This window comes from Nocardioides sp. NPDC057767, from assembly GCF_042798275.1.
Taxonomy (GTDB): domain Bacteria; phylum Actinomycetota; class Actinomycetes; order Propionibacteriales; family Nocardioidaceae; genus Nocardioides.
The window spans coordinates 1-22981 of record NZ_JBHVKJ010000022.1 but is presented as its reverse complement, the minus strand read 5'-3'; the positions used below and the strand labels follow the sequence as shown (position 1 = coordinate 22981).

The window sequence follows — 22981 nt, the reverse complement described above, 5'->3', positions numbered from 1 at the left end:
GCGAGCACCCTAGGAAGGGCTCGCCCCAGCGCCGGCACCATCAACCGCGCGTACCCAATCCACGGGAGCGCCGCGGGCGGTGCTCTCGATGATCCTGCGGACGTCGTCGCGCGTGTGCGCCCAGTTGTCGGTGCGTACGCTCCCCGCGGCGGCCGCTGCCCGGCCCGGGATGTCGGCCGCCCCGACGGCATCGGACAGAGCATCGGCGATGCCACCAGGGGTCGGGGATGCCCAGCTGACGTGTGGGTTGTCGAGGTCCGCACGGGCATCGGCCGAGGAGTTGACCACCGGCACACAGCCCGCCGCGAGCATCTCCTCGGCGACCAGGGAGATGTTGGTGAACGACATCGCCAGACCGGCGATGCACCGGTTGTAGAGCGCGTTCAGCTCCTCGGGTCTGAGGCGGCCGTGGTGTATCACCGGGATCCCGAGGTCGGGCACGGGCGAACCGTAGACGTGGATGGGCTGCTCAGGGTGCCGCCGGTGGAACTCCGCGAGCGCGAGTGTGCCGAGCAGATAGCCGCGTCGCGCCAGGCCCGGCTTGGCGTAGAAGACGACGCCGGAGCGCTGGCCGTGGTTGTGCAGCGAGTAGACCGTGGTGTCGCACGAGAACGGCACCAGCTCCGAGACGACACCCAGGTCGCGGCGCAGCCGACGGTGCACCATCTCCCCCAACGCGATGTTGGTGAACCCGAACCGGTAGGTGTCAGCGGCCAGCTCGTACTCCGACCCGTGCGGTGAGAAGAGCGGCTCGTAGTCCTGGATGAAGTAGAGCCGGTGCAGTGGCGTCGTCGGCCGGAGGGCGAGCACGTGCGCCGACTCCCACCCGGTGGCCACACAGGCGTCCAGCCCGTCGAAGCCCTCGTCGACCGATCGGATCTCGGCGCGGACCCCCGGCCAGGAATCGCGGATCACCTCGGCCTGCGCGGTCGCCGAGCCGTGGTGCCGGTCGTAGAGCAGCACGACGCAGCGGTGCCCGGCCTGTTCCAGCGCCTCCACCATCCGGAACATCGTGGTGTGACCACCTGAGCCGGCAGCCGGCGGCGTGGTGAGCCAGCCGACCACGAGTGGGCGCCCGGCCGGCACCGGAGCCACCGGACCCAGCTCCAGACGCGTGGAGTCGGCGATGTCTTCGGGCAGCAGGCCGAAGTCGAGAGTGTGTGCGTCGAGCTGGTGATAGGCCCGGCGTACGACGCGGCGGACCACGCCGCGAGGCCCCTCGCGCCGGAGCTTTCCGGCGATCCCGCCGAGCGTGCCACCGCTCATCGGCGCACCGCCTCGCTCAGTGCGTCCGCGACGATCTCCTGCTGTTCTCTGGTGATGCCCGGGAACATCGGCAGCGAGATGATCTCCTGCGCGAGCGCCTCCGCCACCGGGAACGAGCCGGCGCCGTGACCCAGCCAGGAGAAGGCGGGCCACAGGTGCACCGGTGCCGGGTAGTGGATGCCGGCGCCGACCCCGGCCTCCAGGAGCTCTCTCAGCACCCGGTCGCGGTCGGCCACTCGGGCGACGTAGAGATGCCAGACGTGCTGGTTCCCCGGCAGGACGCGCGGCAGGACCACGCCGGGCAGGTCGGCGAGCAGCGTGGCGTACCGCTGCGCGGCCTCGTCGCGCTCGGCGTTCCAGCCCTTGAGGCGCTCGAGCTTGAGGGAGAGGACGGCCGCCTGGACCGAGTCCAGGCGGGAGTTCGTGCCGACGTCGAGGTGCTCGTACTTCGCGATCCCGCCGTGGTTGCGCAGGGCACGGACCCGGTCGGCGATGTCCGCCGACCCGGTGGTCACCGCTCCCGCGTCCCCGTACGCACCGAGGTTCTTGCCCGGGTAGAAGCTCGTCGCGGCGGCGACGCCGAAGGACCCCGCCGGGCGGCCGTCCCGGCTGGCTCCTTGTGACTGGGCAGCGTCCTCGAGGAGGAGTACGTCCTCACCGACCGCCTCGCGGAGCTGCTCGAACGGTGCCACCTGTCCGTACAGGTCCACCCCGATGACCGCTCGCGTGCGGCCGGTGACCCGGCGGGCAACGTCGGCGGGATCGATCAAGAAGTCCTCGTCACAGTCTGCGAGCACCAGGTCGGCTCCGACGATCGCGACCGCCTCGGCCGTGGCGACGAAGGTGTTGGCGGGGACGATCACCTCGTCCCCGGCCCCGATGCCCGCGCCGCGCAGGGCGAGCACGAGCGCGTCGGTGCCGTTGCCGACACCGATGCAGTGCTCGACACCGGCGAACTCGGCGTACTCCTCCTCGAAGCGCCGCACCTGCGGCCCGAGCACGAACGCGCCGCTCTCGCAGATCTCGGCGAACGCGGCCAGCACCTCGGCGTTGACGGCCGCGTTCTGTGGTCGCAGGTCGACGAGGGGCACGCTCGGACGTGAGTTCGCGGTCATGACGGGGTTCCTTCCGGGAGGGAGACCGGCTCGAGCCGGCGAAGCTGGGTGAATCGGGCGCGCCACCACCGCAGCAGCGGCAGCGCGTAGAGGACCAGGACGAGGGCGGCGACACCGAGCAGGGTGAGGAGCCGGTTGGTTCCGAGGCCCTCGAACCAGATGCAGACGATGGCCGCCGGGATGGCGGCGAGGAGGGGGACCACAGCGGGACGGAGCAGGTCGCCGACCTGGACGCCGACCTTTGCGAGCGCTCGCAGATAGAGCGGCACCACGACGACCACGACCACCGCGACATGGGTCCAGCCGGCGCCGGTCAGCCCCCAGCGAGAGACGCCGAAAACCATCGCCGGCACCATCACCAGCACCCAGGCGACCTGCACGGCGAGCACACCTCTGGTATCACCGGCAGCGATGAGGAAGGTGGCCACCAGGTCGAGGAGGACCCGGATCCCACCGAAGACCGCCAGGCCGGTGAGCGCGGCGGCGGCAGGCTCCCAACGCTCGCCGTAGACCAACGTCACCAGCGGGACGGCGGCTGCGGCCAAGCCCAGCGAGAGCAGAGTGGCGACCGTGACCAGAGGTGCGATGCAGAGCACCAGGCCACGGTTGCGGACCTCCGGCGAGGAGGCCTGGGAGAAGGCAGGCAGAGCCACAACCCTGATGGCGGCCCCGAGCGCGCTCATCGGCCAGGAGGAGATGTTGAACGCGAGCACGTAGAGCCCGAGCTGCTCGGGGCCGAGGGTGCGCGACACGATGAGGTTGTCGAGGCTCAGCAGCAGCCAGGAGAGCAGGTTCGCTGCGGCCAGCGGCAGGCAGAAGGCGAGCGACTCGCGGGCTAGAGCAGCGTCGAACCCCAGTCGCGGCACGGTCCGGGTGACGATGAAGAGGCCCACCGCGATGACGCTCTGGCAGGCGATCTGGCCACAGGCGAGCGCCTCGGCACCGACGCCGCCCAGGATCAGGCCGAGGGAGACCGCCACCGAGGCGAGCAGGCCGAGCGCGTTGATGCCGAACAGCGCACCTTGACGATAGGCCCTGGTCAGTCGCGCGGAGGGCACGATCGTGAAGCCGAACACGGCGATGCTCACCGCCATCAGCCTGATCACGCCGACCGACTCCGGGCTGTCGAAGGCGAACGCGATCGGCTCGGCGGCCAGGGCCATCGTCGCGCCGAGGCCGACGCTGACGCCTAGGCCGATGCTCGCCACCGTCGGCGCTCGAGGTTCGATGTCGGGCGCACGGACCAGGTCGGCACCGAGCCCGAGGTCGGCCAGGGTGCTCAGGATCGCCCAGACCGTCAGTGCCACCGCGTAGACGCCGAACTCTGCCGGGGCGACCAACCGGGCGACGAGGATCCCGAACAGCACGCTCCCGACCCGCATCGCGATGGTGCCGCCGAGCCCCCAACCGAGGCCGCGGCTCACTCGCCCGGCCACAGATCCGTCGGTGGTCGTCGCGGTCATGTGCCGTACCTGCGCTCGAACCGCCACCGCAGGTGGTGCCGGACCTTCGCGGTCGCGCGGCTCCACGGCGCCGGGCCGGACACCCGGCCCTCCGTCGCCTCGGCCCAGGCGCGTCTCCAGGCTCGGGAGCTCCGAATGGCAGGGTGCGTCTCGGCGGCGAAGTGGAGGTGGTCGAGGAGCGTCGAGGAGTCACCGTGAGCGACTTCCCGACCGCGACGCAGCGCCTCCTTGGCCAAGGCCCTCATCGCGTACGGCCGCAGGTTCTGGACCTCGGCGACGTCCGGAGCGCGCTCGTCGAAGAGGATGTCGAAGGTGCGTCGCCGCTCGCGCAGGTCGGTGAGCCAGCCTGCGTACTCGGTCAGGTGCATGTTGGCGTCGTGCACGCGGTAGGCCGCCTGGATCGGTCCGTCCACTCGGCCGACGTCCCAGCGCACCGCGGTTCGCAACCACATGTCGAAGTCGCCCGAGTGGGGCAGCCGAGGGTCGTAGCCGTCGGTCTGCTCGAGGGCCTCGCGGCGCATCACCGCCTCGGGGCTGACCAGGAAGCAGCGACCCTGCCGCGCCGCGGTGCCGAGCCAGTCCCTCCCCGACCAGACCGACCAGCTTCGTGTCCTCGTCGGGCCGACCGGGAGGTCGTCGGTGAACGAGCGGGCGTACCCGTAGACCAGGCCGACGCTCGGATGATGCTCCATCAGCGAGACGGCACGGCTGAGCGCGTCGGGCATGAGTACGTCGTCCGCGGAGACCAGCGTGACGTAGTCCCCGCGCACCCGGGAGAGGCCGTCGTTGTAGGTCTGGATGTGCCCGGCGTTCCGCTCGTGGACGACCACGTCGACCCGCGGGTCCGCCGCGGCCAGCGAACGCGCGGCGTCGGCGCTGCCGTCAGGGGACGCGTCGTCGACGATCAGCACGTCGACATCGACGCCCTCCTGGTCGAGGGCGCCCGCAACCGCCTGGGGCAGATAACGCCCGTAGTTGTAGCACGGGATCACGACGCTGACCGACGGGCGCGTGGGCAGCGGTCGCGGACGGTGGAAGCGGCGCATCAGACCGGCACCCGGACCGGGCGGGCGGGAATGCCTGCCCAGGTCTCACCAGGAGGCAGATCCTCGAGCAGCACGGCCCCCATGCCGAGGACGGCCTCGGTGCCGACGGTGAGACGCTGGCGCACGGAGGAGTTCATCCCGAGATAGGCGGCCTCGGCGACGACGACCTCCCCACCCAGGGCGACGCCGGCGCACAGGGTGGCGAAGTCCCCGACGATGTCGTCGTGGGTCAGCACGGCGTTGGGCATCACGACGACGTGCTGACCGACCAGCACGTTGGACGTCAGCCGGACACCGGCGAGCAGGACGCTGCCCGGTCCGACCTCGCACCCCGGGGCGACCGTGGCGTCGGGGTGGATGAGGGTCGCGAACCGCTCCGGGCTCACCCCGTAGTCGAGCAGCCGCCCGACGAGCCGGCGGCGGACGCGGCCCGCCCCGGCGCAGACGATCAGGTCGTCGCCGCTCTCGGAGACCAGCTCGACCGGGCCGATGACCTCGGCCCCGCCGACGACGGTTCCCCATCGCTCACGATCGTCGTCGACCGCGACGATCTGGTCGTAGTCGCCGGCGGCTGCGGCCACCTCTCCGGCCAACCCGCTGGCGGCGACGAGAACGAGCGCGGTCATCGACGTTCCCCCCGGAGAACGTCGATGACCCGCGCCTGCTCCGAGTCCGACATCTGGTGGAAGAGCGGCAGGATGAGCGTGTTGTCGGTGAGGTGCTCGGTCACCGGGAGACTGACGGACGGCGAGGCGTACGCAGGCTGCCGGTGCGCCGCCATGATCCCGCGCCGCGCGGAGATCCCCGCCTCGGCCAGGGCGCTCAGCAGCCCCTCCCGGTCCAGCCCGTACGCAGCACCCGTCTCGATCCAGAACGACTGGAAGTTGCAGGTCCCCCAGGCCGGGTCCGCGACCGCACGCAGCCCCTCGATCTCGGCGACCGCCTTCGCGTAGACCGCGGCGAGCTCACGGCGCCGGGCGACGACCTCGGGCAGCCGGGACAGCTGCACCAGGCCGACCGCGGCCTGCAGGTCGGTCATCCGGAAGTTGAACCCGATCTCGTCGTAGGACTCCGGCGGAGAGACCAGGCTGGCGTGCCGGTCGGCCGCCGAGACGCTCATCGCGTGCTCGCGCAGCTTCCGCGCCCGCACGGCCCAGTCCTCCCGCGACGTGGTCAGCATCCCGCCCTCGCCGGTGGTGAGGATCTTGCGCGGGTGGAAGGACCAGGCCGCGATCTCGGCGCCGGCGCCGACGGGACGGCCGCGGTAGGTCGAACCGGCCCCGCACGCCGCGTCCTCGATCACCACGATGCCGAGCGGGTCGCAGACCTCGCGGATCGCGTCCAGGTCGACCGGCACCCCGCCCTGGTCGACCACGATCACCGCCGTCGTCTGCGGCGTGAGGGCCTCCCGCACGGTCGCTGCGGTGAGGTTCCCGGTCACCGCCGAGACGTCGGCGAAGACCGGCCGCGCACCGACGTAGACCGCGGCGTTGGCGGTCGCGATGAAGGAGAAGGACGGGACGACGACGTCGTCCCCGGGACGTACTCCGGCGACGACCAGCGCGAGATGGAGCGCCGTGGTGCAGCTCGAGGTGGCGACGGCGTGATCGGCCTGCTGAGAGGCGGCGAAGCGGCGCTCGAACTCGGCCACGCGCGGCCCCTGGGCGACCCAGCCCGAGCGGAGCACCTCGGTGACCGCGGCGACCTCCTCCTCGCCCAGCCAGGGCTGCATCACGTTGATGCGGCTCATGCCGAGCCTCCGGACAGCGCGCGCCCGGCCGCGATCTCGGAGCGCAGCGGCCGCCACCACTCCACCAGCTGGCGCAGCCCCTCCTCGAGCCCGATGGTCGGCGCCCAGCCCAGGTCCTCGCGGGCCGCGGAGATCGAGGCGAGCCGCCGGGTGACCCCGTTGACCGCCCGCTCGGGGCCGTGCTCGACCTCCAGCGCCGAGGCGCCCATCACCCGCAGCAGCGCCTCGGCGAGCTCGAGCAGCGAGGTCTCGGTGCCGGAGGCGATGTTGTAGACGCCCTCGGTCACGTCGGAGGCGGCCGCCAGGATGTTGGCGCGGGCGATGTCGGGGACGCAGACGAAGTCCATCGTCTGCCGGCCGTCGCCGAAGATCAGCGGCGGCTTGCCGTCGGCGATCCGCTCCATCCACCGGACCAGCACCTCGGTGTAGGCGCCGTGCACGTCCATCCGTGGCCCGTAGACGTTGAAATAGCGCAGCCCGACGTAGTCGAGCCCGCGCATCGCCCGGAACGACCGCACCAGGCCCTCGTTGTAGGACTTCGCGGCCCCGTAGAGGGTGTCGTTGTTGTGGTGGTGGTGACCCTCGGGCGTGGGGAACTCCTCGGCCAGGCCGAAGACCGAGGCCGAGGACGCGTAGACCAGCTTGGAGACGCCCGCGGAGACCGCGGCCTCCACGACGTTGAAGGTGCCGTCGACCAGCACCTCGTTGGCCAGGCGCGGCTCCTCGGCGCACAGCGTGATCCGGATGGCGGCCTGGTGGAAGACCAGGTCCTTGCCGGCGGTGAGGTCGCCGACCAGGTCGCGGTCGCGGATGTCGCCCTCGACCAGCGTGACCCGCCCGGAGGCGAGCGCGTCGTCGAGGTTGGCCTTGCGGCCGCGGATCAGGCTGTCGAGCACGTCGACGTGACCCACGCCCTCGGCGAGCAGCTGGTCCACGATGGTCGAGCCGATGGTGCCCGCACCCCCGGTGACCAGCACGTTCGCGCCGTTCAATGAACTCATCGGATCAGCTCCAAGGAAGGGGTCTCGGCAGCCACCTCGACGAGGGCACCACGGGCTCGGAGGCTGGTCTGGGCCGCCTCCAGGACGGAGAGGACACGGAGCCCGGCGGCCCCGTCGGTGACCGGCGCACGCTCGCCTCGGATCGCCCCGGCGAACTCGCTGACCATCCGGGAGAGCGCCTCGTACTCGGGCAGCGCCGGCGCCCAGGTGTCACCCAAACGGTAGGAGATCGTCGCGGCGGCGCGGTCGGCCCTGTCGAAGCTGTCCACGCTCTGCTGGACCAGGTCGACGCCGCGGTCGAAGACGCTGAGCCGCTGCTGGGGGTTGAGGTCGTCCCAGACCAACGTACGCCGGCTCCCGCCGATCACCATCTGCCTGATCTTGGTGGGGCTGAGCCAGTTGACGTGGACGTGGGCCATCGCCCCGCCCTCCAGCGGCAGGGTCAGATAGCCGACGCACGCCTTCCCGGCACCCAGCGGGTCGGAGCCCTGAGCGGCGACCCCGGTGGGACGCAGCCCACCTGGCAGGACGAAGTCGAGGATCGAGAGGTCGTGCGGGGCCAGGTCCCAGAAGACGTCGACGTCGGGCTGCACCAGACCGAGGTTGATCCGCACCGAGTCGACGAACAGGATCTCGCCGAGCGAGCCGTCCTCGACCAGCTCGCGGATCTTCTGCACGACCGGCGTGTAGCAGTAGGTGTGGTCGGCCATCAGCACGAGATCGTTGGCCCGCGCGGCCTCGACCATGCTGCGTCCCGACTCCACGTCGTCGGCCAGCGGCTTCTCGACCAGCACGTGCTTCCCGGACCGCAGCGCCCGCTCGACCAGTCCCCGATGCGTCCGGGCCGGGGTGGCGATCGCGACCGCGTCCACGTCCTCTCGCGCGAGCACCTCGTCGAGGTCGGACGTGGCCAGCACGTCGGCGCCGCCCCCGATCACCTCCTGAACCCGCTCGAGGTCCAGGTCGACCACCGCGACCAGAGTCCAGTCCCGTGCGTTCCGGAAGTTGCGGACCAGGTTCGGCCCCCAGTAACCGGCTCCGACCACCGCTACGCCGAGCGGTTCCCCATCTGTCATGTCGACCATGAAATCGGCGCGGGGCGAGGCTCCGAAGAGCCTCGCCCCACCTATCCCCCCATTTAGGGACCGCTCGCCCGGCCCACCGTCACTCCGGGCGGAACCTCACGTCCACGAAGTAGTTCGTGGAGTTCCAGGACCGGTTCGGGAGCCCCCCTCCGACCCCGTACCGATACCGGCCGTTGGCTCCGCCCGGAGCTGTCAGCGGGCCGGCCCGCCAGTCCTGGGTGAGCGCTGCCGGCGTGGATGCGTGACGGCCGTTCGGGGCGTAGTAGGACACCACGTACGTCGCGCCCGGGGTGATCGCGACCGGGGTCGGCAGCGTGGCCGTCTGCCAACCGGTCGCGGTCTCGTTGGTGAAGGTCACCCTGGCGATCCGGGTGCCCGCGGAGTTCCACAGCGATCCGGTGTGGGTGCCGGTGTTGCCGCTCCCCTTGTAGAAGCGGATCGCTGTCACCGAGCCGGCCACCGAGGACTTGAACACGGTGCCGAGCTCGATGGGCAAGATCTCGGACGTCGACGCATTCTGTGGTGTCACGCCGGTGAACAGCGAGACCTCCGCCGGGAGGGCCGTGGTGAACGACCACGTCTGCGTCGGCAGGCTCACCCCCTCGGTCGAGACCACACCCGAGACGCTCACCGACACCGTCGCCCCGGACGGCAGCGCTGCGGACGGGGTGAAGCGCAGCGTACGTCCGTCCCCGCTCAGCGCGGCCGACCCGGCCACGGTGGACCCGTTGGCCGTGACCGACATGTTCCAGCCGTTCGCGACCGCCGAGGAGAACGTGATCGACGGGTTCACCGAGGTCGCCACCCCGGTCGCGCCCGGGCTCGGGTCGCGTGCGGTGACGGTCATCGTCGGGACGTACGGCTCGAAGACCACGTCGACGAAGTAGTTCGTCGCGCCCCAGGTGAAGGTGGGGAAGCCGCCCGCGGCACCGTAGAGATAGCGCCCGTTGTTGGTCGCCGGCGCGGTCAGGTCACCCGAGGTCCAGGCAGTGTTGAAGAACCCACCGGTGGCGGCGTAGTGGCCCTGCGGGGCGAGGTAGGAGACGACATACGTCGTTCCTGCCGTCACCGCGACGGGCTGGTCGAGCGTCGCCTCCTGCCAGCCCGAGGCGGTCTCGCCGACGAACGCGACCGAGGCGAGGCGGGTGCCGTCCGCGGACCACAGCGACCCGACATGGCTGCCGTTGTTTCCGGTTCCCTTGTAGAACCGGATCGCGGTCACCTGGCCGTTGCGTGCGGAGGTGAAGGCGGTGCCCACCTCGACCGGGGAGGCATCGCTCACAGCTTGTTGCTGCGGCACCTGGTCACCGAAGAGCGTCTGGCTCGTGGCCGACTCCGCACGGGTGCGGAACGTCCAGCTCTGCGGGGCCAGCGTGGCGCCCTCGGCGGAGGTCACCCCGGTCAGGCTGACCGTGATATCGGAATCCGACGGAAGCGGGCCGGTGGGGTCGAAGGTGATCTCGTTGCGCGCCTGGTTCAGCGACGACGTCCCCGCGATCGGCCCGCCCGGGCCGGCGACGCTGATCTGGTAGCCATCGTTGATCGCGCCCGAGAAGGCGACCGCGATGTTGGTGCCGCGTGACACCGAGACCGCACCCGGCGCCGGGCTCCGGGAGGTCATCGTCAGAGTCGGTGCACCCTTCTCGAAGACCAGGTCCACCATGTAGCTCGATGCCGAGGAGTTGCCCGGGAACCCTTCGCCGTAGGTGTAGGCCCCGGCGGTCGAGCCGACCGAGATCGGCCCCTTGGAGAGATCCGAGGCGGCGAACGCGTTCGGCGTCGCCGAGTAGGACCCGTTGGTGTGGTACGAGGCGATGTAGTCAACCCCCGCCTGGACCGCGACCGGCTGGGTGAACGTGAGCGTCTGCCAGCCGGTGGTGCTCTCACCGGTGAAGGTGCCCTGGGCCAGCGCCTGTCCACTGCTCGACCACAGCGTGCCGGTGTGCGGCCCGGTGTTGTTCACGGCCTTGTAGAACTTGACGCCCGTCACGGTTCCGGTGACGGTCGGCCGGAACCGCACGCCGAGGGTGAGCGAGGCACGCTCGGAGTCCTCCAGGACCGTCGGCACGTCCTCGTCGTCGTAGATCGAGCACGGGCACACTCCTGGTGTCGCCGGTGGTTTCGCGGTCGTGAACGACCAGGTCTTCCCTCCGGTGAGCGGCGTCCCCTGGGTGTCGGTGGCCGCGAGCGTCACCGTGTGCTTCACGAACCCGGCGAGCGGGTCGGTGGGCGTGAACGTGACGGTCCGGGTGGTGGCGTCGTAGCTCGTCGCCCCTGGCACCGACGCCCCCAAGGCGTCCTTGACCGCGACCTGGACCGAGGAGGACACGACCGGCTTGGAGAAGCGGGCACTGATGGTCGTCGACCGCGGGACCGAGGACGAGTCCGCCAGCGGCCACTGGCTGATCGCGGAGAGCGGCGAGTCGTCCGTCGTCGTGAAGACCACGTCGACGTAGTAGTTGGAGTTCTGGTGGGAGTTGGCCGGGAAGGTGCCGGGGTTGGCGTAGACACCCGCTGGGTCGGCCCCGTAGCCGCCGGCGATCTCGAGCGGGTACGCCTCCTTCCCCTGAGCGGCGAAGGCCCACGGCTGCACGGCGTAGCGCCCGTTGGGAGCGGTGTAGGAGACGATGTACGTCGTACCCGCACTCAGCGCCACCGGGTTGGCGAACAGTGCCTGCTGCCAGCCTCCCGAGGTCTCCCCGGTGAAGGTGACCTGGGCCAGTCGCTCGCCGCTGGTGCTCCAGAGCGAGCCGGTGTGGGTGCCGGTGTTCCCGGAGCCCTTGTAGAAGCGGACGCCGGCTGCGTACCCGTCGGTGAGGGGGCTGAAACGCAGGCCGAGCTCGGCAGCACTGGGATCGTCTGCCGACGGCGTCGCCGGGCTGGTCACGGCCGTCCAGGTGGTCGGGATCGAGGTCTCCCCGAAGATGCTGCACCCACAGGAGACGTTGAACGTTCGCGACGCGACAGGACCGATGTTGGCGCTGTCGTCGACCGCGCGGACCTGGATCGGGGTGTTACCGACACCCGGCTGGATGTACTCGACCGTCCATGCCGAGGTGCCCTTTCCGGGATGCCAGCTGCTGCCGCCGTCGGTGGAGTACTCCACGCCGGCCACGATCCCTCCCCCGGAGTCGGTGGCGGTGCCGGTCAGGGTCACCTTCGCCCCGTTGGCCTGGGCCGATCCTGCCGCGGGCGAGCTGATCGTGACCGACGGCCCTGTGGTATCGGTGGAGGCGGTGGCCTGCTGCAGGCCCGCCATCAGCGTGGTCGGCTGGGCGCCCATGTCGGCGAGCAGGTTGACCTGGGCCTGCTGCATCGCCGGGCTGGTGGGGTTGCTGTCATAGGCACTGTCGTGGGTCGAGTCCAGGCCCCAGGTCCATTGGACGGTGCCGGCTCCGAAGACCAGCGCCCCGCTGCTGGCCCGGTAGAGGGTGATCGAGTGGGTGGTCGTGCCGCTCCCGACGTTGCGACCGAAGTCGGTCATGTACTGCCCATCGACGAACGCGGTCGTCTCCGAGGCCCGGATCAGGCCTGGTGGGCGGAACCCGTTGTCCTGATCCTCGTCGGACTCGTACCCCACCGTGTGCGGCGCGAGCTCGGTGGTGGCCCCGGTCATCTGCCCCAGCCCGGTGCCACGCCACAGCCGTTGCCTGCCCTGTTCGCGGGTGACTGTCAACGGTTTGTCGGTCCAGTTGGACATGAAGATCGTGCCGGTCAGGGCGTTCTCGGGGAGCCCACCGCCCTTGCTCTTCGGCGCGTAGCGCGGGTCCCGCCAGGTGGAGGTGGACTCGTCGGCCGGGTCCGCGGCACCCCAGGCCTCCTTGTAGGTCACCAGGGTGCGGTAGGCGTTCGTCCCGGCCGCGCCCACCTGGGAGGACTCGTACCGAGTACGCCAGTAGACCTCGTTGCCGCTGAGGAACTGCAGGTTCACGCCGGCGTCGCGGGCTGCCTCCACGTTGGCCCGCTGGGCTCCGCTCCAGTACTCGTCGTGGCCGACGGAGAGGAAGGTCTTGTGGTTCTTGAGCAGCTCGCCGCGACGGTCGGTGTCGACCCCGGAGATGTAGCTCACGTCGTACCCGTTGCGCTCCAGGAACCTCACCAGCGGGTACTCGTTGGCGAAGTAGAAGTCCCGCGCCGGGCTGTGCCGGGTCACGAACGGCCGGTTGTAGCTGAGCTTGTAGGCGCGCCCGTTCTGGGCACCGTGGTAGAAGCTGGAGCCCCCGTAGAGGTTGTACGCCTGCCAGGTGGTGTCCGAGGTCTGGAAGACGACGTCGGAGCGGCTCGCGTCGTCGCGGACGATGAAGGTGATGTGGCTCGCCTCGTTGGTGTCGGCGCGGTGCAGCCGCGCGACGTAGACACCCGAGACCGCGTCGGCGGGCACCTGCCAGGTCGCCGAAACCGCCCAGTTGCCGCAGTCGGTCATCTCGGTGGCGGTGTCACGCACGCAGTTGGGCTGGGTCTGAGGCAGGGCGGCGGACGGTGTGACCGATGCGATCCGCCGGGCACCGTCACCTCCGTACCACCCGGTGCGATAGATCGTGATGGTGTACGCCCTGGCGTCGGTGTCGATCTTGAAACTGATCGGGCCGCCCACATTGACGCTGATGTCGGTGGCGAAGCCCTGGATCGAGTCGGCGCCCGCACCGTCGATGTCCCAGACGCTGGGCGGCGAGCCCGGCTTGGAGTTCTCACAGGCGATCTTGTTGCCGCCCGGACCGCAGGGGTCGCCGGCGGCGTAGGCCGTCGTGGTGGTGGCCGTGAGACCGGTGAGGATCAGGACGGCTCCGAGAAGCGTGGCCAAGAGCCTGCGGCTCCCGGATATGGGACGCAACATGTGGGCGTGCCCCCTTCTGGAAGTCAGGCTCGCGAGCTCTCGTCGCGCAGCCAGGTCGTGTAGTCGCCCGCACGAACGGCTCTTCGGGAGAGCCGACGCGCGATGATGGTGATCGTCAGGAAGACCGGGACCCGGAGACCGATCGAAGGCCGACGCAGCCCGAGCCTGATGAGATCCGAGACGGAGGTCGACGCGTGGCGGACCGCGTGCCGATCGGCCTGGTGGTTGCCGGTCGCCACCCGGGTCCGGCGCCGGACCAGGTCGGCGACCGTCCGCGGCGGCTGCACCACCACCGACGCGTCGGGGACGATCCGGCGCTCCTCCGGTGCGAATGCCTCGGAGACCACCAGGTCGTCGTTCATCAGCCTCGTCTGGGCGTCCACCCGCCTCTGTCCCTCCTCGGACAGACAGAACGCGCCACGGCCGAACAGGCCGCTGCATACGTTCGGGAGGTTCTCCCACACCCGGTAGTAGGCCCGCACCGGCCAGGACGAGGCATCCACCGGAACCTCGCGGAGCGGCCCGGCGGCGTGCACCCCCGGCTCCGCGAGCGCACCGACCAGGCGGAGCGCGTCGGGACCGGGAAGGCGTACGTCCGCATCCAGATGGATCCGCGGGAAGACCGAGGTCGCCGCGTTACCCAGCTCGACCGCGAGCGCCTTCGAGGCGGACGCGGTCTCGAGGACACGTACGCCCGGGACCGACCGCGCCACCGCGGCGGTGTCGTCGGTGCAGCCGTTGCAGACCACCACCACGTCGAAGGTGCCTGTCGGGACACCGTCGAGCAGCGCGGCCAGGTTTCCACGCAGTCCAGCCGACTCGTTGTGCGCGGGCACGACGACGCTCGCTGCTGTCGGGGAATGCTCCATGTCCGGGAGCATCGCCGTCCCGAAGAGGTCCACGACCGGCCGGACTCACTCATCACCCAATATCGGTGACGGCGAGTCCGCGGGCTGTCCGGGCAGCACGAAGTTGATCATGTTGCCGTTGTCGTAGTCCTTGGCGATGACCCGGCCGGGGTTGCCGCCGACCAGGCTCCGCGGCGGCACGTCCTTGGACAGCACCGTCCCGGCGGAGATGGTGCAGCCGTCGCCGACCGTGATCGCACCCGAGATCACCGCCCCCGGGCCGATCCAGACGTCGTCGCCGATGGTGGGGACGCCGTGGTCTCCCGCGGCGATCCGCTGGCCGATGGTGACGTTGTGGTGGAGCACGCAGTTGCTGCCGATCAGCGCCGGTCCGATGATGATCCCCGAGCGGTGCATGAGCAGCAGCCCGGGGCCGATGTCGGCGCGCCGGCCGATCTCGGCGTGATGGATCCGCATGTTGTGCCGGTTCCAGAACCAGAAGATGCCCAGAGCGGCGGTCCCGAGCAGCGGGCGCCTCTCGCGAAGCGTGCCCGCCCAGCGCCCGAAGCGGTAGCAGGCCACGCAGCGGAGCTCGTAGTCGGTCAGCCAGAAGCGGGCCTTGGCGGGCAGGGACGGGCGCGGGGTGCCGAGGTTGATCGTGTACATCTTGGCCAGGTCGACGGCGAAGTCACCGTCTTCCCGGCCGGCCTGACCAGGCTTGACCAGCAGGGCGGGCTTACCCAGCAAGGCGGGCCGCCGCCGTCTTCCGGTCCACGTACTCCACCAGGTTGGCGACGCCGTCGAGGTTCGCCGGGACCGTCTCCGCCTCGGTGACGCTGATCTCGAACTCTTCCTCCAGGAACTCGATGAGCTCCAGGATCCCGGTCGAGTCGATCACTCCGGACTCGACCAGCGAGTCCGTGGGCGCCGGCAGCCGCTCCTCGTCACCCAGCAGGAGGCTGTCGAGGATGAACGCCTCGATCGTGCTCTGTACGTCCGCCATCGTCTGTTCTCTCCTCGCTCGCCTACGCAGCGCCGGTCCGGCCGGCCACGTCCTTGCACGCCCACTGTTCTGACAGGCGGCATCGACCGAAGGCGGTCACAAGCGCGAAACATGCCGACATTGGGTGATAAACGCACGGGTGGCGGCCCGCTCTCCTGTCGCCGCCGACGAGCCTTGGCGATCAGACGCGCAGACATCTACCGAGGAGAGCCATGTGCGGAATCTGCGGGGTCCACTCCGCCGGCGAGGCGCCTGACCCCGATCTCGTACGCCGGATGCTCGCTGCCTTGGCCCACCGTGGGCCGGACGGCAGCGGCTACTACCGCGACGAACGGGTCGCGCTCGGCCACACCCGGCTGGCGATCGTGGACACGGTCGGCGGCGTGCAGCCGATGTGCGGCGAGGACGAGCAGGTGTGGGTCACCTTCAACGGCGAGATCTTCAACCACGTCGAGCTCGCCGCGGACCTCCGTTCACGCGGGCACCGCTTCCGCACCCGCAGCGACACCGAGGTGATCGTGCACGCCTGGGAGGAATGGGGGCCAGGCTGCTTCGACAGGTTCAACGGCCAGTGGGCGCTGGCGATCTGGGACCGACGCGCCGGTGACCTGGTGCTGTCGCGCGACCGATTCGGCGTGCGTCCGCTCTACTACACCCATGCTGGGGGAAAGCTGCTGTTCGCCTCGGAGGTGAAGGCGCTCTTCGCGGCTCCGGACGTGTCGCGCGAGCTCGATCCGGCGGGGATCGATCAGGTGCTGACGCTGTGGTCGGCGGTCGCGCCGCAGACGGTCTTCCGAGGCATCGAGCAGGTGCCGCCGGGCAGCTACCTGACCTTTCGGGACGGGGTCGCGACGAGCTGCACTCGCTACTGGGCACCGACCTTTCCGGCCGGCGGGCGGGAGCAGCACACCGATCTGGCCGGCAACGCCGAGGCGCTGCGGGAGCGGCTGGTGGCCGCCACCCGACTGCGGTTCGAGCGCAGCGACGTGCCTGTGGCGGCGTACCTCTCCGGCGGGATCGACTCTGCGGTCACCGCAGGCGCGATCGCCGGCTTCACAGACGTGCCGCTGCACACGTTCTCGCTGCGTTTCGCCGACGACGAGTTCGACGAAGGCAGCTACCAGACCCTGATGGCCAAGCAGCTGGGCACGGTGCACAGGGACGTCGTGGTCAGCGAGCGTGACATCGCCGACGTCTTCCCCGACGTCGTGCGACATGCCGAGAGTCCCCTGCTGCGTACCGGTCCGGCGCCGATGTTCCTGCTCTCCCGCCTGGTGCGGGAGTCGGGGTTCAAGGTGGTGGTGACCGGCGAGGGCAGCGACGAGGTGCTCGGCGGGTACGACATCTTCCGTGAGGGAAGGATCCGCGAGCTCTGGACCCGCGACCCGGCAGCCGCGGAAGCGGCCGTGGAGCAGCTCTACCCGTGGATGAAGCGCTCACCGCACCAGGCTCCGGCGTTCGCCAAGAGCTTCTTCGGCCGCAACATCGTCGCCGGCGACCCGGCGATCTCGCATCGGCCCCGCTGGGACGCGACGGCCGTGCTCCGCTCGATGCTGACCGCTGAGGTGCGTGAGCTCGGCGAGCGGATCCCGGCAGACGAGGTCGTCGCCGCGATGCCCGCGGAGGCGGCCGGCTGGGACCCGCTGTCGCGTGCCCAGTGGCTGGAGATGACGACCTTGCTACCCGGCTACATCCTGGCGTCCCAAGGCGACCGGATGCTGATGGGCAACTCCGTCGAGGGCCGGTTCCCGTTCCTCGACCCGAACGTCGCCGAGCTCGCCTCCCAGGTGCCGGCCGACCACAAGATCCACGGGATGGACGAGAAGCATCTGCTCAAGGTGGCCTTCGCCGACCTGGTGCCCGAGGAGATCCTGCGCCGCCCCAAGCAGCCCTACCGAGCGCCGGACGCAGCTGCCTTCTTCGCCGGCGGCACCCCTGACTGGGTCGTCGACGTCACCTCTGGCCCGGCGTTGGAGGCTGCCGGGATCTTCCGGCCCGTCCTCGTCCAGCGGCTGCTGGAGAAGGCCCGGCGGACCCAGGGCCGCGGCCTCGGCAACACCGACAACATGCGCCTGGTGGCCGTGCTGTCCACGCAGCTGCTGCACAGCGAGCTGCTCACCGGGCCGACTGCCGGACCGGCCACGGCGCCCGAGCCCCTGACCGTCTTCGAACCCACTCTCGAACCCACCGACCTCGAGTCCACCGGAAGGACCTCGGCATGACGACGACCAGCCAGAACGCAGCGTACGGACTGGAGACGCTCCGCTTCGACGAGGAGGCGGAGGCGACCCGGATCGGCGATACGATCCGCCGCTACCTGGTTGCCAACAAACGCAAGGGCATCGTGCTCGGGGTCTCCGGCGGGATCGACTCCAGCGTGGTCGCCGCGCTGGCGGTCAAGGCGCTCGGCAGGGAGCGGGTCTTCGCGCTGCACATGCCCGAGCAGGAGTCGTCCGACGACACGATCGGCTACAGCACCAAGCTGACCGACGCCCTCGGGATCGACTCTGCTCTCGAGGACATCTCCCCCGTCCTGGTCGGTCTCGGCGCCTACCAACGGCGCGACGACGCCATCCGGCGGGTCGTGCCTGCGTACGGGCCGGGGTGGAAGTCGAAGATCGTGCTGCCCAGCGTGGTCGAGTCCGACGCGTTCCGGCTCTTCTCCGTCGTCGTCGAGGACCCGTACGGCACCCAGAGCACCCACCGTCTGACCACCGAGGCCTACCTGGAGATCGTCGCGGCGACGAACTTCAAGCAGCGGGCCCGCAAGGCGCTGGAGTACTTCCACGCCGACCGGCTCAACTACGCCGTCGCCGGCACCCCGAACCGGCTCGAGTACGACCAGGGCTTCTTCGTGAAGCTCGGCGACGGTGCCGCCGACCTGAAGCCGATCGCGCATCTCTACAAGTCGCAGGTCTACGCGATGGCCGCACACCTGGGCGTGCCCGAGGAGATCCAGGCGCGCCCCTCGACCACCGACACCTACTCGCTGGAGCAGTCGCAGGAGGAGTTCTACTTCTCGCTCCCCTACCAGCGGATGGACCTGTGCCTCTACGGCCTCAACAACGGCGTTGCCACCGAAGCCGTCGCCGAGGCCACCGGGCTCACCGTCGAGCAGGTCGAGCGCGTCTACCGCGACATCGAGCAGAAGCGGCGTACGACCGCCTACTTCCACGCGGCTCCGATGCTGGTCGAGAAGGTCGCCGAAATCGCCAGTCCTGGGTAGATCTCCGATGCTGCGGCTCGCCGTGTGCTGACCGGAACAGGCTGAGAGGTGGAGACATGTCCCACCCAGAACCAGGAGGTTCCATGTCTGACACCACACCAGAGCCCGGCGAGATCGCAGACCTGACGCTCGGTCTCTCCGACGCCGACGCCGCATCGATGATCGACGCACCCGTGATCGACATCGACGAGGCCGCCATCGATATCAACACCTTCGACGAGGACATCGAGGACGGCGAGCCGGCGGAGACCGCGGACACCGACACGATGGTCCCTGCCGAGGATCTTCCGGAGGACCTGATCTATGAGTGAGATGCTCAGCCTCAACGGCAAGCCGGTCGACTGGAGCAAGCCCCCGAAGCAGACCGACCTGGTCCTGTGGTCGCGTAAGACCTCGGGCGGCAAGCAGGTCAAGGGGTCGGCCCGGACCATCGCGCACCTGTGCGCGCTCGACGCCGCCGCGCAGAAGAAGTTCGGGACCGGGATCGTCATCATCCAGGCCCCGTTCAACACCACCGTCAAGGCATCTGCCGGCACCCATGACCACGATGCCTGCGCCGATCTGCACATCCCGGGCGTGAACTGGAGGACGCAGGAGAAGTGGCTGCGGGCCAACGGCTACGCGTGCTGGTACCGGTTCCCGCCGAAGTTCGGCCATCACATCCACGGGTTCACCCTGCCGCCGCAGTCCGGGGTGGTCCGGACCGACGACTTCCGTGACCTCGGGGTCACCGTCGGCAAGTTCGTCGACGGCGGCCCGGCGCTCTTCGGCTTCCTGGCCACCAGCTCGCAGATCACCGACTACTACAACCATGCGTTCGGTCTCAGCGGCCAGCACGGCGTCGGCACGGACGACACCTGGCACCCCGCCGACGTCAAGGCCACGATCTTCGACTACGCGGCGTACGCGAGGTCGAGGGCCAAGCCGGTCTGGAAGCCGAAGGAGACCAAGTCCAACCTGGCGATCATCCAGAAGCAGTTCCAGATCGCCGCGGGGCTGCGCAAGGGCAAGCGGATCCGCACCCACGGCGTGGGCTGGATCCAGAACGCGCTCAACGTCAAGGCCGGAGCGAACCTCGTGGTCAACGGCATCGTGGACGACGCCACCCTCGCCGCCTGGAAGAAGTTCGAGCTCAAGACGGGCGGCACCGGTGCGAAGTCGACCCCGGACCCCCGCAGCCTCAAGAAGCTCCAGATCGCCTTCCGGTTCGTCGGACCCGAGGCCCACCTGCCCGTCGGCTGAACAGGTTGAATATCAAGAATCATTGATATAACGTCGGCAGGCATGAGCACACCACCCTTCATTCCTGCCGACCACCTCGGCGCGGTCGACCGCGCGCTGACCACGAAGACCCGCGGCGGCGAGGAGCTGCGCGTGCTCGTCGTCGAGCGCAGTTACGACGCCGACCCCGACGAGGTCTGGGACGCGCTGACCACGAAGGAGCGCATCCCGCGCTGGCTGATGCCGGTCACCGGCGACTTCGAGGTCGGCGGCCGCTACCAGCTCGAGGGCAACGCCGGCGGCGAGATCCTCGCCTGCGACCGCCCGAAGCTGCTCTCGATCACCTGGGACTACGGCGACATGAAGTCGTGGGTCGACGCGACCCTCACCGCCTCCGGAGGCCGTACGCTGCTCCGCCTCGAGCACTCCGCCCCCGTCCCGCCCGAGCAGTGGAAGGAGTTCGGCCCCAGCGCGGTCGGCATCGGCTGGGAGCAGATGCTCCTCGGCCTCGCCCTCCACCTCTCCGCTCCTGACGCCGAGAAGATGGACCCGATGTCCCCCGAGGCACTGCCCGCGATGATCGAGCACACCCAGGGCTCGGCCGCCGCCTGGGTCGAGGCCGACATCGCCTTCGGCACCTCCCCCGACCAGGCCCGCGCCGCCGGCGAACGCTGCGTGGCCGCCTACACCGCGTTCCCGGAGTAGCCGCTTGCACGCCTTCGACGTCCTCGGCGACCCCGTACGCCGCCGCATCCTCGAGCTCCTCGCCGCCGGCGACCTCACCTCCGGAGAGGTCGTCGAGACCATCTCCGCCGAGTTCGGCATCCGTCAGCCCGCAGTCTCCATGCAGCTCAAGGTCCTGCGCGAGCACGGCTTCGCCAACGTACGCCCCGACGGCACCCGCCGCATCTACTCCCTCGACACCGGCCCCATGGCCGAGGTCGACGCCTGGCTCACCCCGTTCCGCCGCTTCTGGACCCAGCACCTCGACGCCCTCGACACCGAGATCCGGCGTGGGCGCCGGGAGGGTTCTGCGGGAAACTGACGCCACTTTGGGATCGGGAAGGCACGCGGACGGGACCGTGACTTCGTTTCAGTGCTCGCCGCCGACCCTTACTTCAATTGTTTCTCGATCACGCACCGCGTCAAGGACGGGCTTCGTCCGCCGGCTTCGCCGGTGGCCTTCGGCCATCCTTGACCCGGCACGCGATCGAGAAAAGATTTCGCCTGTATCGGGTCGGCGGCGAGAGTGTGGCGCAGCGGATTTCAGTTGAGTACGGGCTTGGGGCTGTGGCTGGTCTTGCGCAAGCGGCTCGGCGCCGTCGCTTTGGACTGGGTCGGGTTCGGTGCTGGAAGGTCACGAGTTCCCCCGCTGATTCGGAGAGTCCCCCACCGCGCCGGAGGTTCCCCACCCGCCGGAGCGTGGGGAACCTCCGCCGGAGTGGGGAAATGTCCGCGTCAGCAGGGAAGTGGCCTGTGTGCAGTCGAGGGAGCTCGCCAACGCTCGTAGGGCATCGTGGCCGGCGGCTTCAGCGAGAGCTGAGACCGGTCGGCGTGGGATCGTCAGACCCGGCGGGCGGGACCCGGTGACGTGAATTCCTCGTCCAGCACCCTTAAGGGCGGCGGGTGAATCGGATGGTGCCGTCAGGTAGTCGTTCGTGAATGTAAGCCGGGTTGTGTGCCAGGCGGTGATGGTGCGGGCACAGCAGGGCCCCGTCCTTGAGGTCGGTCTTGCCGCCGGCAGACCACGGGTCGAGGTGGTGGGCATCGCACCATTCCGGTGGCATGTCACAGCCCTCGGCCTGGCAGCACTTCTGCTGCAACCGCAGCGCCTTGCGCTGGATCGGCTGGAACAACCTGCTCGCTCGACCGGCATCGAGAACCTCACCGTCGCCGCCCAGCACCCACGGGATGATGGTCGCGTTGCACGCCAGCTTGCGAGCCTCGGCAGCCGAGATGGTGGTGCCGTTGGTCTCGTCGTAGCCCAGGGTCGCGATCCCGAGGTCTTTGCGGAGCTCGGCGAGGCTGATCACCACGTTGATGGTGGTGGCGTCGCCGCCGTGACGGGGCAGCGATGCGGGGTCGATGGTCTCCAGGAGCCGGGCGAAGCCTTGTCCCATGAGTCGTTCCCACGGCGGCAGCGGGGCACCTTTGTCGAGGAGCTGTTGTTTGCGGGGCTGGGCGTAGGCCTCGACGAGTCGCTTGAACCGCATCCCGACCGAGGTCGGAAGGACACCGTCGAACCCGATGGTGCCGTCGTGGTTGTTCCACACCCGCAGCGCGGTCTTCTGCTGGGCACGCTCCTCCTCAGCCAACAACGCCTTCGCTTCAGCGTCCTCGAACCGGACCGGGTCGATCTCACGCAGGATCCGTCGCCCGACGATCCGCAGTTCGTTGGCGGTCAACCTGGCGGCGTAGTCGACCAGGAGCTTCTCGGCCAGGATCAGGTCCTCGGCACTGGCGACCGGGTCAGCGTCGATCTTGTCCAGCGCTGTCGTGATCACCCGAGCCTTGTCCGGGGACACCACACCCTCAGCAAGCCCGGCCGCGACGCGCTCGTACTTGGCGACACCGGCAGCGAGCTTGATCTGCGACCGGGCGACCGCCGTGTCGATGAGCAGCTCGGTCCGCATCCACCCCGACGCATCCTTCGCACCGGTCTCCTCAGCGATATCACCGGCCGAGGCGAGGACCCGCAGCTTCAACGCAGCCTGCTGGGCCTGGAGCTTCTCCAGCCGCTCGAGGAGGTCCTTCTTCTGCCCGGTCCGCCAATAGACGGGATCGCTGGACAGCAGGTCGCGGAGAAAGGATTCGATAGCACTCAGCGCAGCGTCGATCGCATCGCCGGGGTAGGTTCCCCAGTGGTCGATCTCGCGCCCGAGACTCATCGCTCCCCTCCCTTCAGAGGTGTGCTGTGATGGGTCTGAGTCTACTCCTCAAAGGCCGCCAGATCCACCTATTCCTCCTGATCAGACCGCCTTTTCTAAACGAGCGAACGTTGTCGTTCCTGTGGATGGTAAGTGGCCCGAAGGGCCACCCTCCCACCGCCTCGACACCGACCCAGACAGGCAAGATTCTCGCTGCGCCACACCCGGGCCGCCGCCCCGATAGCCAGCCAAATCT

General features: G+C 69.7%; 19 protein-coding genes. 6 read left to right on the top strand and 13 right to left on the bottom strand.

Translation table 11 applies throughout. The features are described 5' to 3' along the window. Positions 1-9 precede the first annotated feature (9 nt). From ACFVDI_RS13205 to ACFVDI_RS13150, 12 genes are all read right to left on the bottom strand, one after another. Positions 10-1266: a glycosyltransferase family 1 protein gene (locus tag ACFVDI_RS13205; protein WP_378905517.1), complete on the bottom strand. Its 1257-nt coding sequence runs from the start codon at positions 1264-1266 to the stop codon at positions 10-12. After that, positions 1263-2381: a DegT/DnrJ/EryC1/StrS family aminotransferase gene (locus ACFVDI_RS13200; protein WP_378905515.1), complete on the bottom strand. Its 1119-nt coding sequence runs from the start codon at positions 2379-2381 to the stop codon at positions 1263-1265. Before ACFVDI_RS13200 ends, ACFVDI_RS13205 begins: the two co-directional genes overlap by 4 nt. Beyond that, a complete protein-coding gene (locus ACFVDI_RS13195) occupies positions 2378-3844 on the bottom strand; it encodes an oligosaccharide flippase family protein (RefSeq protein ID WP_378905512.1) in 1467 nt (488 codons plus the stop codon). Before ACFVDI_RS13195 ends, ACFVDI_RS13200 begins: the two co-directional genes overlap by 4 nt. Continuing rightward, a complete protein-coding gene (locus ACFVDI_RS13190; RefSeq protein WP_378905509.1) occupies positions 3841-4890 on the bottom strand; it encodes a glycosyltransferase in 1050 nt (349 codons plus the stop codon). Before ACFVDI_RS13190 ends, ACFVDI_RS13195 begins: the two co-directional genes overlap by 4 nt. After that, complete coding sequence (locus tag ACFVDI_RS13185; protein WP_378905506.1) at positions 4890-5516, bottom strand: NeuD/PglB/VioB family sugar acetyltransferase; 627 nt, start codon at positions 5514-5516, stop codon at positions 4890-4892. Before ACFVDI_RS13185 ends, ACFVDI_RS13190 begins: the two co-directional genes overlap by 1 nt. Continuing rightward, positions 5513-6640, bottom strand: coding sequence for a DegT/DnrJ/EryC1/StrS family aminotransferase (locus tag ACFVDI_RS13180; protein ID WP_378905503.1), 1128 nt, complete (start codon positions 6638-6640; stop codon positions 5513-5515). The genes ACFVDI_RS13185 and ACFVDI_RS13180 overlap by 4 nt, the downstream gene beginning before the upstream one ends. Then, positions 6637-7641: an NAD-dependent epimerase/dehydratase family protein gene (locus ACFVDI_RS13175; protein WP_378905500.1), complete on the bottom strand. Its 1005-nt coding sequence runs from the start codon at positions 7639-7641 to the stop codon at positions 6637-6639. The genes ACFVDI_RS13180 and ACFVDI_RS13175 overlap by 4 nt, the downstream gene beginning before the upstream one ends. Then, a complete protein-coding gene (locus ACFVDI_RS13170; RefSeq protein WP_378905497.1) occupies positions 7638-8717 on the bottom strand; it encodes a Gfo/Idh/MocA family protein in 1080 nt (359 codons plus the stop codon). Before ACFVDI_RS13170 ends, ACFVDI_RS13175 begins: the two co-directional genes overlap by 4 nt. Before the next feature lie 88 nt (positions 8718-8805). Continuing rightward, the gene (locus tag ACFVDI_RS13165) at positions 8806-13527 is read right to left on the bottom strand and encodes a DUF4082 domain-containing protein (protein WP_378905494.1); all 4722 of its coding nucleotides are present in this window, start codon (positions 13525-13527) and stop codon (positions 8806-8808) included. Positions 13528-13583: 56 nt separating this feature from the next. Next, positions 13584-14429 carry a glycosyltransferase gene (locus ACFVDI_RS13160; RefSeq protein WP_378905491.1) on the bottom strand — a complete coding sequence of 282 codons (846 nt, stop codon included), beginning with the start codon at positions 14427-14429 and terminating at the stop codon, positions 13584-13586. 45 nt (positions 14430-14474) lie between these two features. Beyond that, the gene (locus ACFVDI_RS13155) at positions 14475-15155 is read right to left on the bottom strand and encodes a serine O-acetyltransferase (RefSeq protein ID WP_378905488.1); all 681 of its coding nucleotides are present in this window, start codon (positions 15153-15155) and stop codon (positions 14475-14477) included. Continuing rightward, positions 15145-15411: an acyl carrier protein gene (locus ACFVDI_RS13150; RefSeq protein WP_378684124.1), complete on the bottom strand. Its 267-nt coding sequence runs from the start codon at positions 15409-15411 to the stop codon at positions 15145-15147. Before ACFVDI_RS13150 ends, ACFVDI_RS13155 begins: the two co-directional genes overlap by 11 nt. A gap of 212 nt (positions 15412-15623) precedes the next feature. On the opposite strand from ACFVDI_RS13150, the gene asnB reads away from it, so the two are divergent. The 6 genes from asnB to ACFVDI_RS13120 all read left to right on the top strand — a co-directional run bounded on the left by asnB (position 15624) and on the right by ACFVDI_RS13120 (position 20903). Then, positions 15624-17633 (top strand): asparagine synthase (glutamine-hydrolyzing), encoded by a 2010-nt coding sequence (gene asnB / locus ACFVDI_RS13145; protein WP_378905485.1) that lies wholly within the window; start codon positions 15624-15626, stop codon positions 17631-17633. Next, positions 17630-18637 (top strand): NAD(+) synthase, encoded by a 1008-nt coding sequence (gene nadE / locus ACFVDI_RS13140; protein ID WP_378905482.1) that lies wholly within the window; start codon positions 17630-17632, stop codon positions 18635-18637. Before asnB ends, nadE begins: the two co-directional genes overlap by 4 nt. Before the next feature lie 83 nt (positions 18638-18720). Continuing rightward, entirely contained in the window at positions 18721-18948 is a 228-nt protein-coding gene (locus ACFVDI_RS13135) for a hypothetical protein (RefSeq protein ID WP_378905479.1), read from the top strand. Then, a complete protein-coding gene (locus ACFVDI_RS13130) occupies positions 18941-19879 on the top strand; it encodes a hypothetical protein (protein ID WP_378905476.1) in 939 nt (312 codons plus the stop codon). Before ACFVDI_RS13135 ends, ACFVDI_RS13130 begins: the two co-directional genes overlap by 8 nt. Before the next feature lie 42 nt (positions 19880-19921). Then, on the top strand, positions 19922-20563 hold the full coding sequence (locus tag ACFVDI_RS13125; protein WP_378905473.1) for an SRPBCC family protein: 642 nt from the start codon (positions 19922-19924) through the stop codon (positions 20561-20563). Between the two features lie 4 nt (positions 20564-20567). Next, positions 20568-20903, top strand: a complete 336-nt coding sequence (locus ACFVDI_RS13120) for an ArsR/SmtB family transcription factor (protein WP_378905470.1) — start codon at positions 20568-20570, stop codon at positions 20901-20903. A 568-nt stretch (positions 20904-21471) separates the two neighbouring features. Here ACFVDI_RS13120 and ACFVDI_RS13115 read toward each other — a convergent pair. After that, positions 21472-22746, bottom strand: a complete 1275-nt coding sequence (locus ACFVDI_RS13115) for a DUF222 domain-containing protein (RefSeq protein WP_378905467.1) — start codon at positions 22744-22746, stop codon at positions 21472-21474. Between the last annotated feature and the right edge of the window lie 235 nt (positions 22747-22981).

What these genes read in the sequence shown, in the direction of transcription:
- ACFVDI_RS13205 (WP_378905517.1), bottom strand. Translation starts at nt 1,266, where the DNA reads ATGAGCGGTGGCACGCTCGGCGGGATCGCCGGAAAGCTCCGGCGCGAG.
- ACFVDI_RS13200 (WP_378905515.1), bottom strand. Translation starts at nt 2,381, where the DNA reads ATGACCGCGAACTCACGTCCGAGCGTGCCCCTCGTCGACCTGCGACCA.
- ACFVDI_RS13195 (WP_378905512.1), bottom strand. Translation starts at nt 3,844, where the DNA reads ATGACCGCGACGACCACCGACGGATCTGTGGCCGGGCGAGTGAGCCGC.
- ACFVDI_RS13190 (WP_378905509.1), bottom strand. Translation starts at nt 4,890, where the DNA reads ATGCGCCGCTTCCACCGTCCGCGACCGCTGCCCACGCGCCCGTCGGTC.
- ACFVDI_RS13185 (WP_378905506.1), bottom strand. Translation starts at nt 5,516, where the DNA reads ATGACCGCGCTCGTTCTCGTCGCCGCCAGCGGGTTGGCCGGAGAGGTG.
- ACFVDI_RS13180 (WP_378905503.1), bottom strand. Translation starts at nt 6,640, where the DNA reads ATGAGCCGCATCAACGTGATGCAGCCCTGGCTGGGCGAGGAGGAGGTC.
- ACFVDI_RS13175 (WP_378905500.1), bottom strand. Translation starts at nt 7,641, where the DNA reads ATGAGTTCATTGAACGGCGCGAACGTGCTGGTCACCGGGGGTGCGGGC.
- ACFVDI_RS13170 (WP_378905497.1), bottom strand. Translation starts at nt 8,717, where the DNA reads ATGACAGATGGGGAACCGCTCGGCGTAGCGGTGGTCGGAGCCGGTTAC.
- ACFVDI_RS13160 (WP_378905491.1), bottom strand. Translation starts at nt 14,429, where the DNA reads ATGGAGCATTCCCCGACAGCAGCGAGCGTCGTCGTGCCCGCGCACAAC.
- ACFVDI_RS13150 (WP_378684124.1), bottom strand. Translation starts at nt 15,411, where the DNA reads ATGGCGGACGTACAGAGCACGATCGAGGCGTTCATCCTCGACAGCCTC.
- asnB (WP_378905485.1), top strand. Translation starts at nt 15,624, where the DNA reads ATGTGCGGAATCTGCGGGGTCCACTCCGCCGGCGAGGCGCCTGACCCC.
- nadE (WP_378905482.1), top strand. Translation starts at nt 17,630, where the DNA reads ATGACGACGACCAGCCAGAACGCAGCGTACGGACTGGAGACGCTCCGC.
- ACFVDI_RS13135 (WP_378905479.1), top strand. Translation starts at nt 18,721, where the DNA reads ATGTCTGACACCACACCAGAGCCCGGCGAGATCGCAGACCTGACGCTC.
- ACFVDI_RS13130 (WP_378905476.1), top strand. Translation starts at nt 18,941, where the DNA reads ATGAGTGAGATGCTCAGCCTCAACGGCAAGCCGGTCGACTGGAGCAAG.
- ACFVDI_RS13125 (WP_378905473.1), top strand. Translation starts at nt 19,922, where the DNA reads ATGAGCACACCACCCTTCATTCCTGCCGACCACCTCGGCGCGGTCGAC.
- ACFVDI_RS13115 (WP_378905467.1), bottom strand. Translation starts at nt 22,746, where the DNA reads ATGAGTCTCGGGCGCGAGATCGACCACTGGGGAACCTACCCCGGCGAT.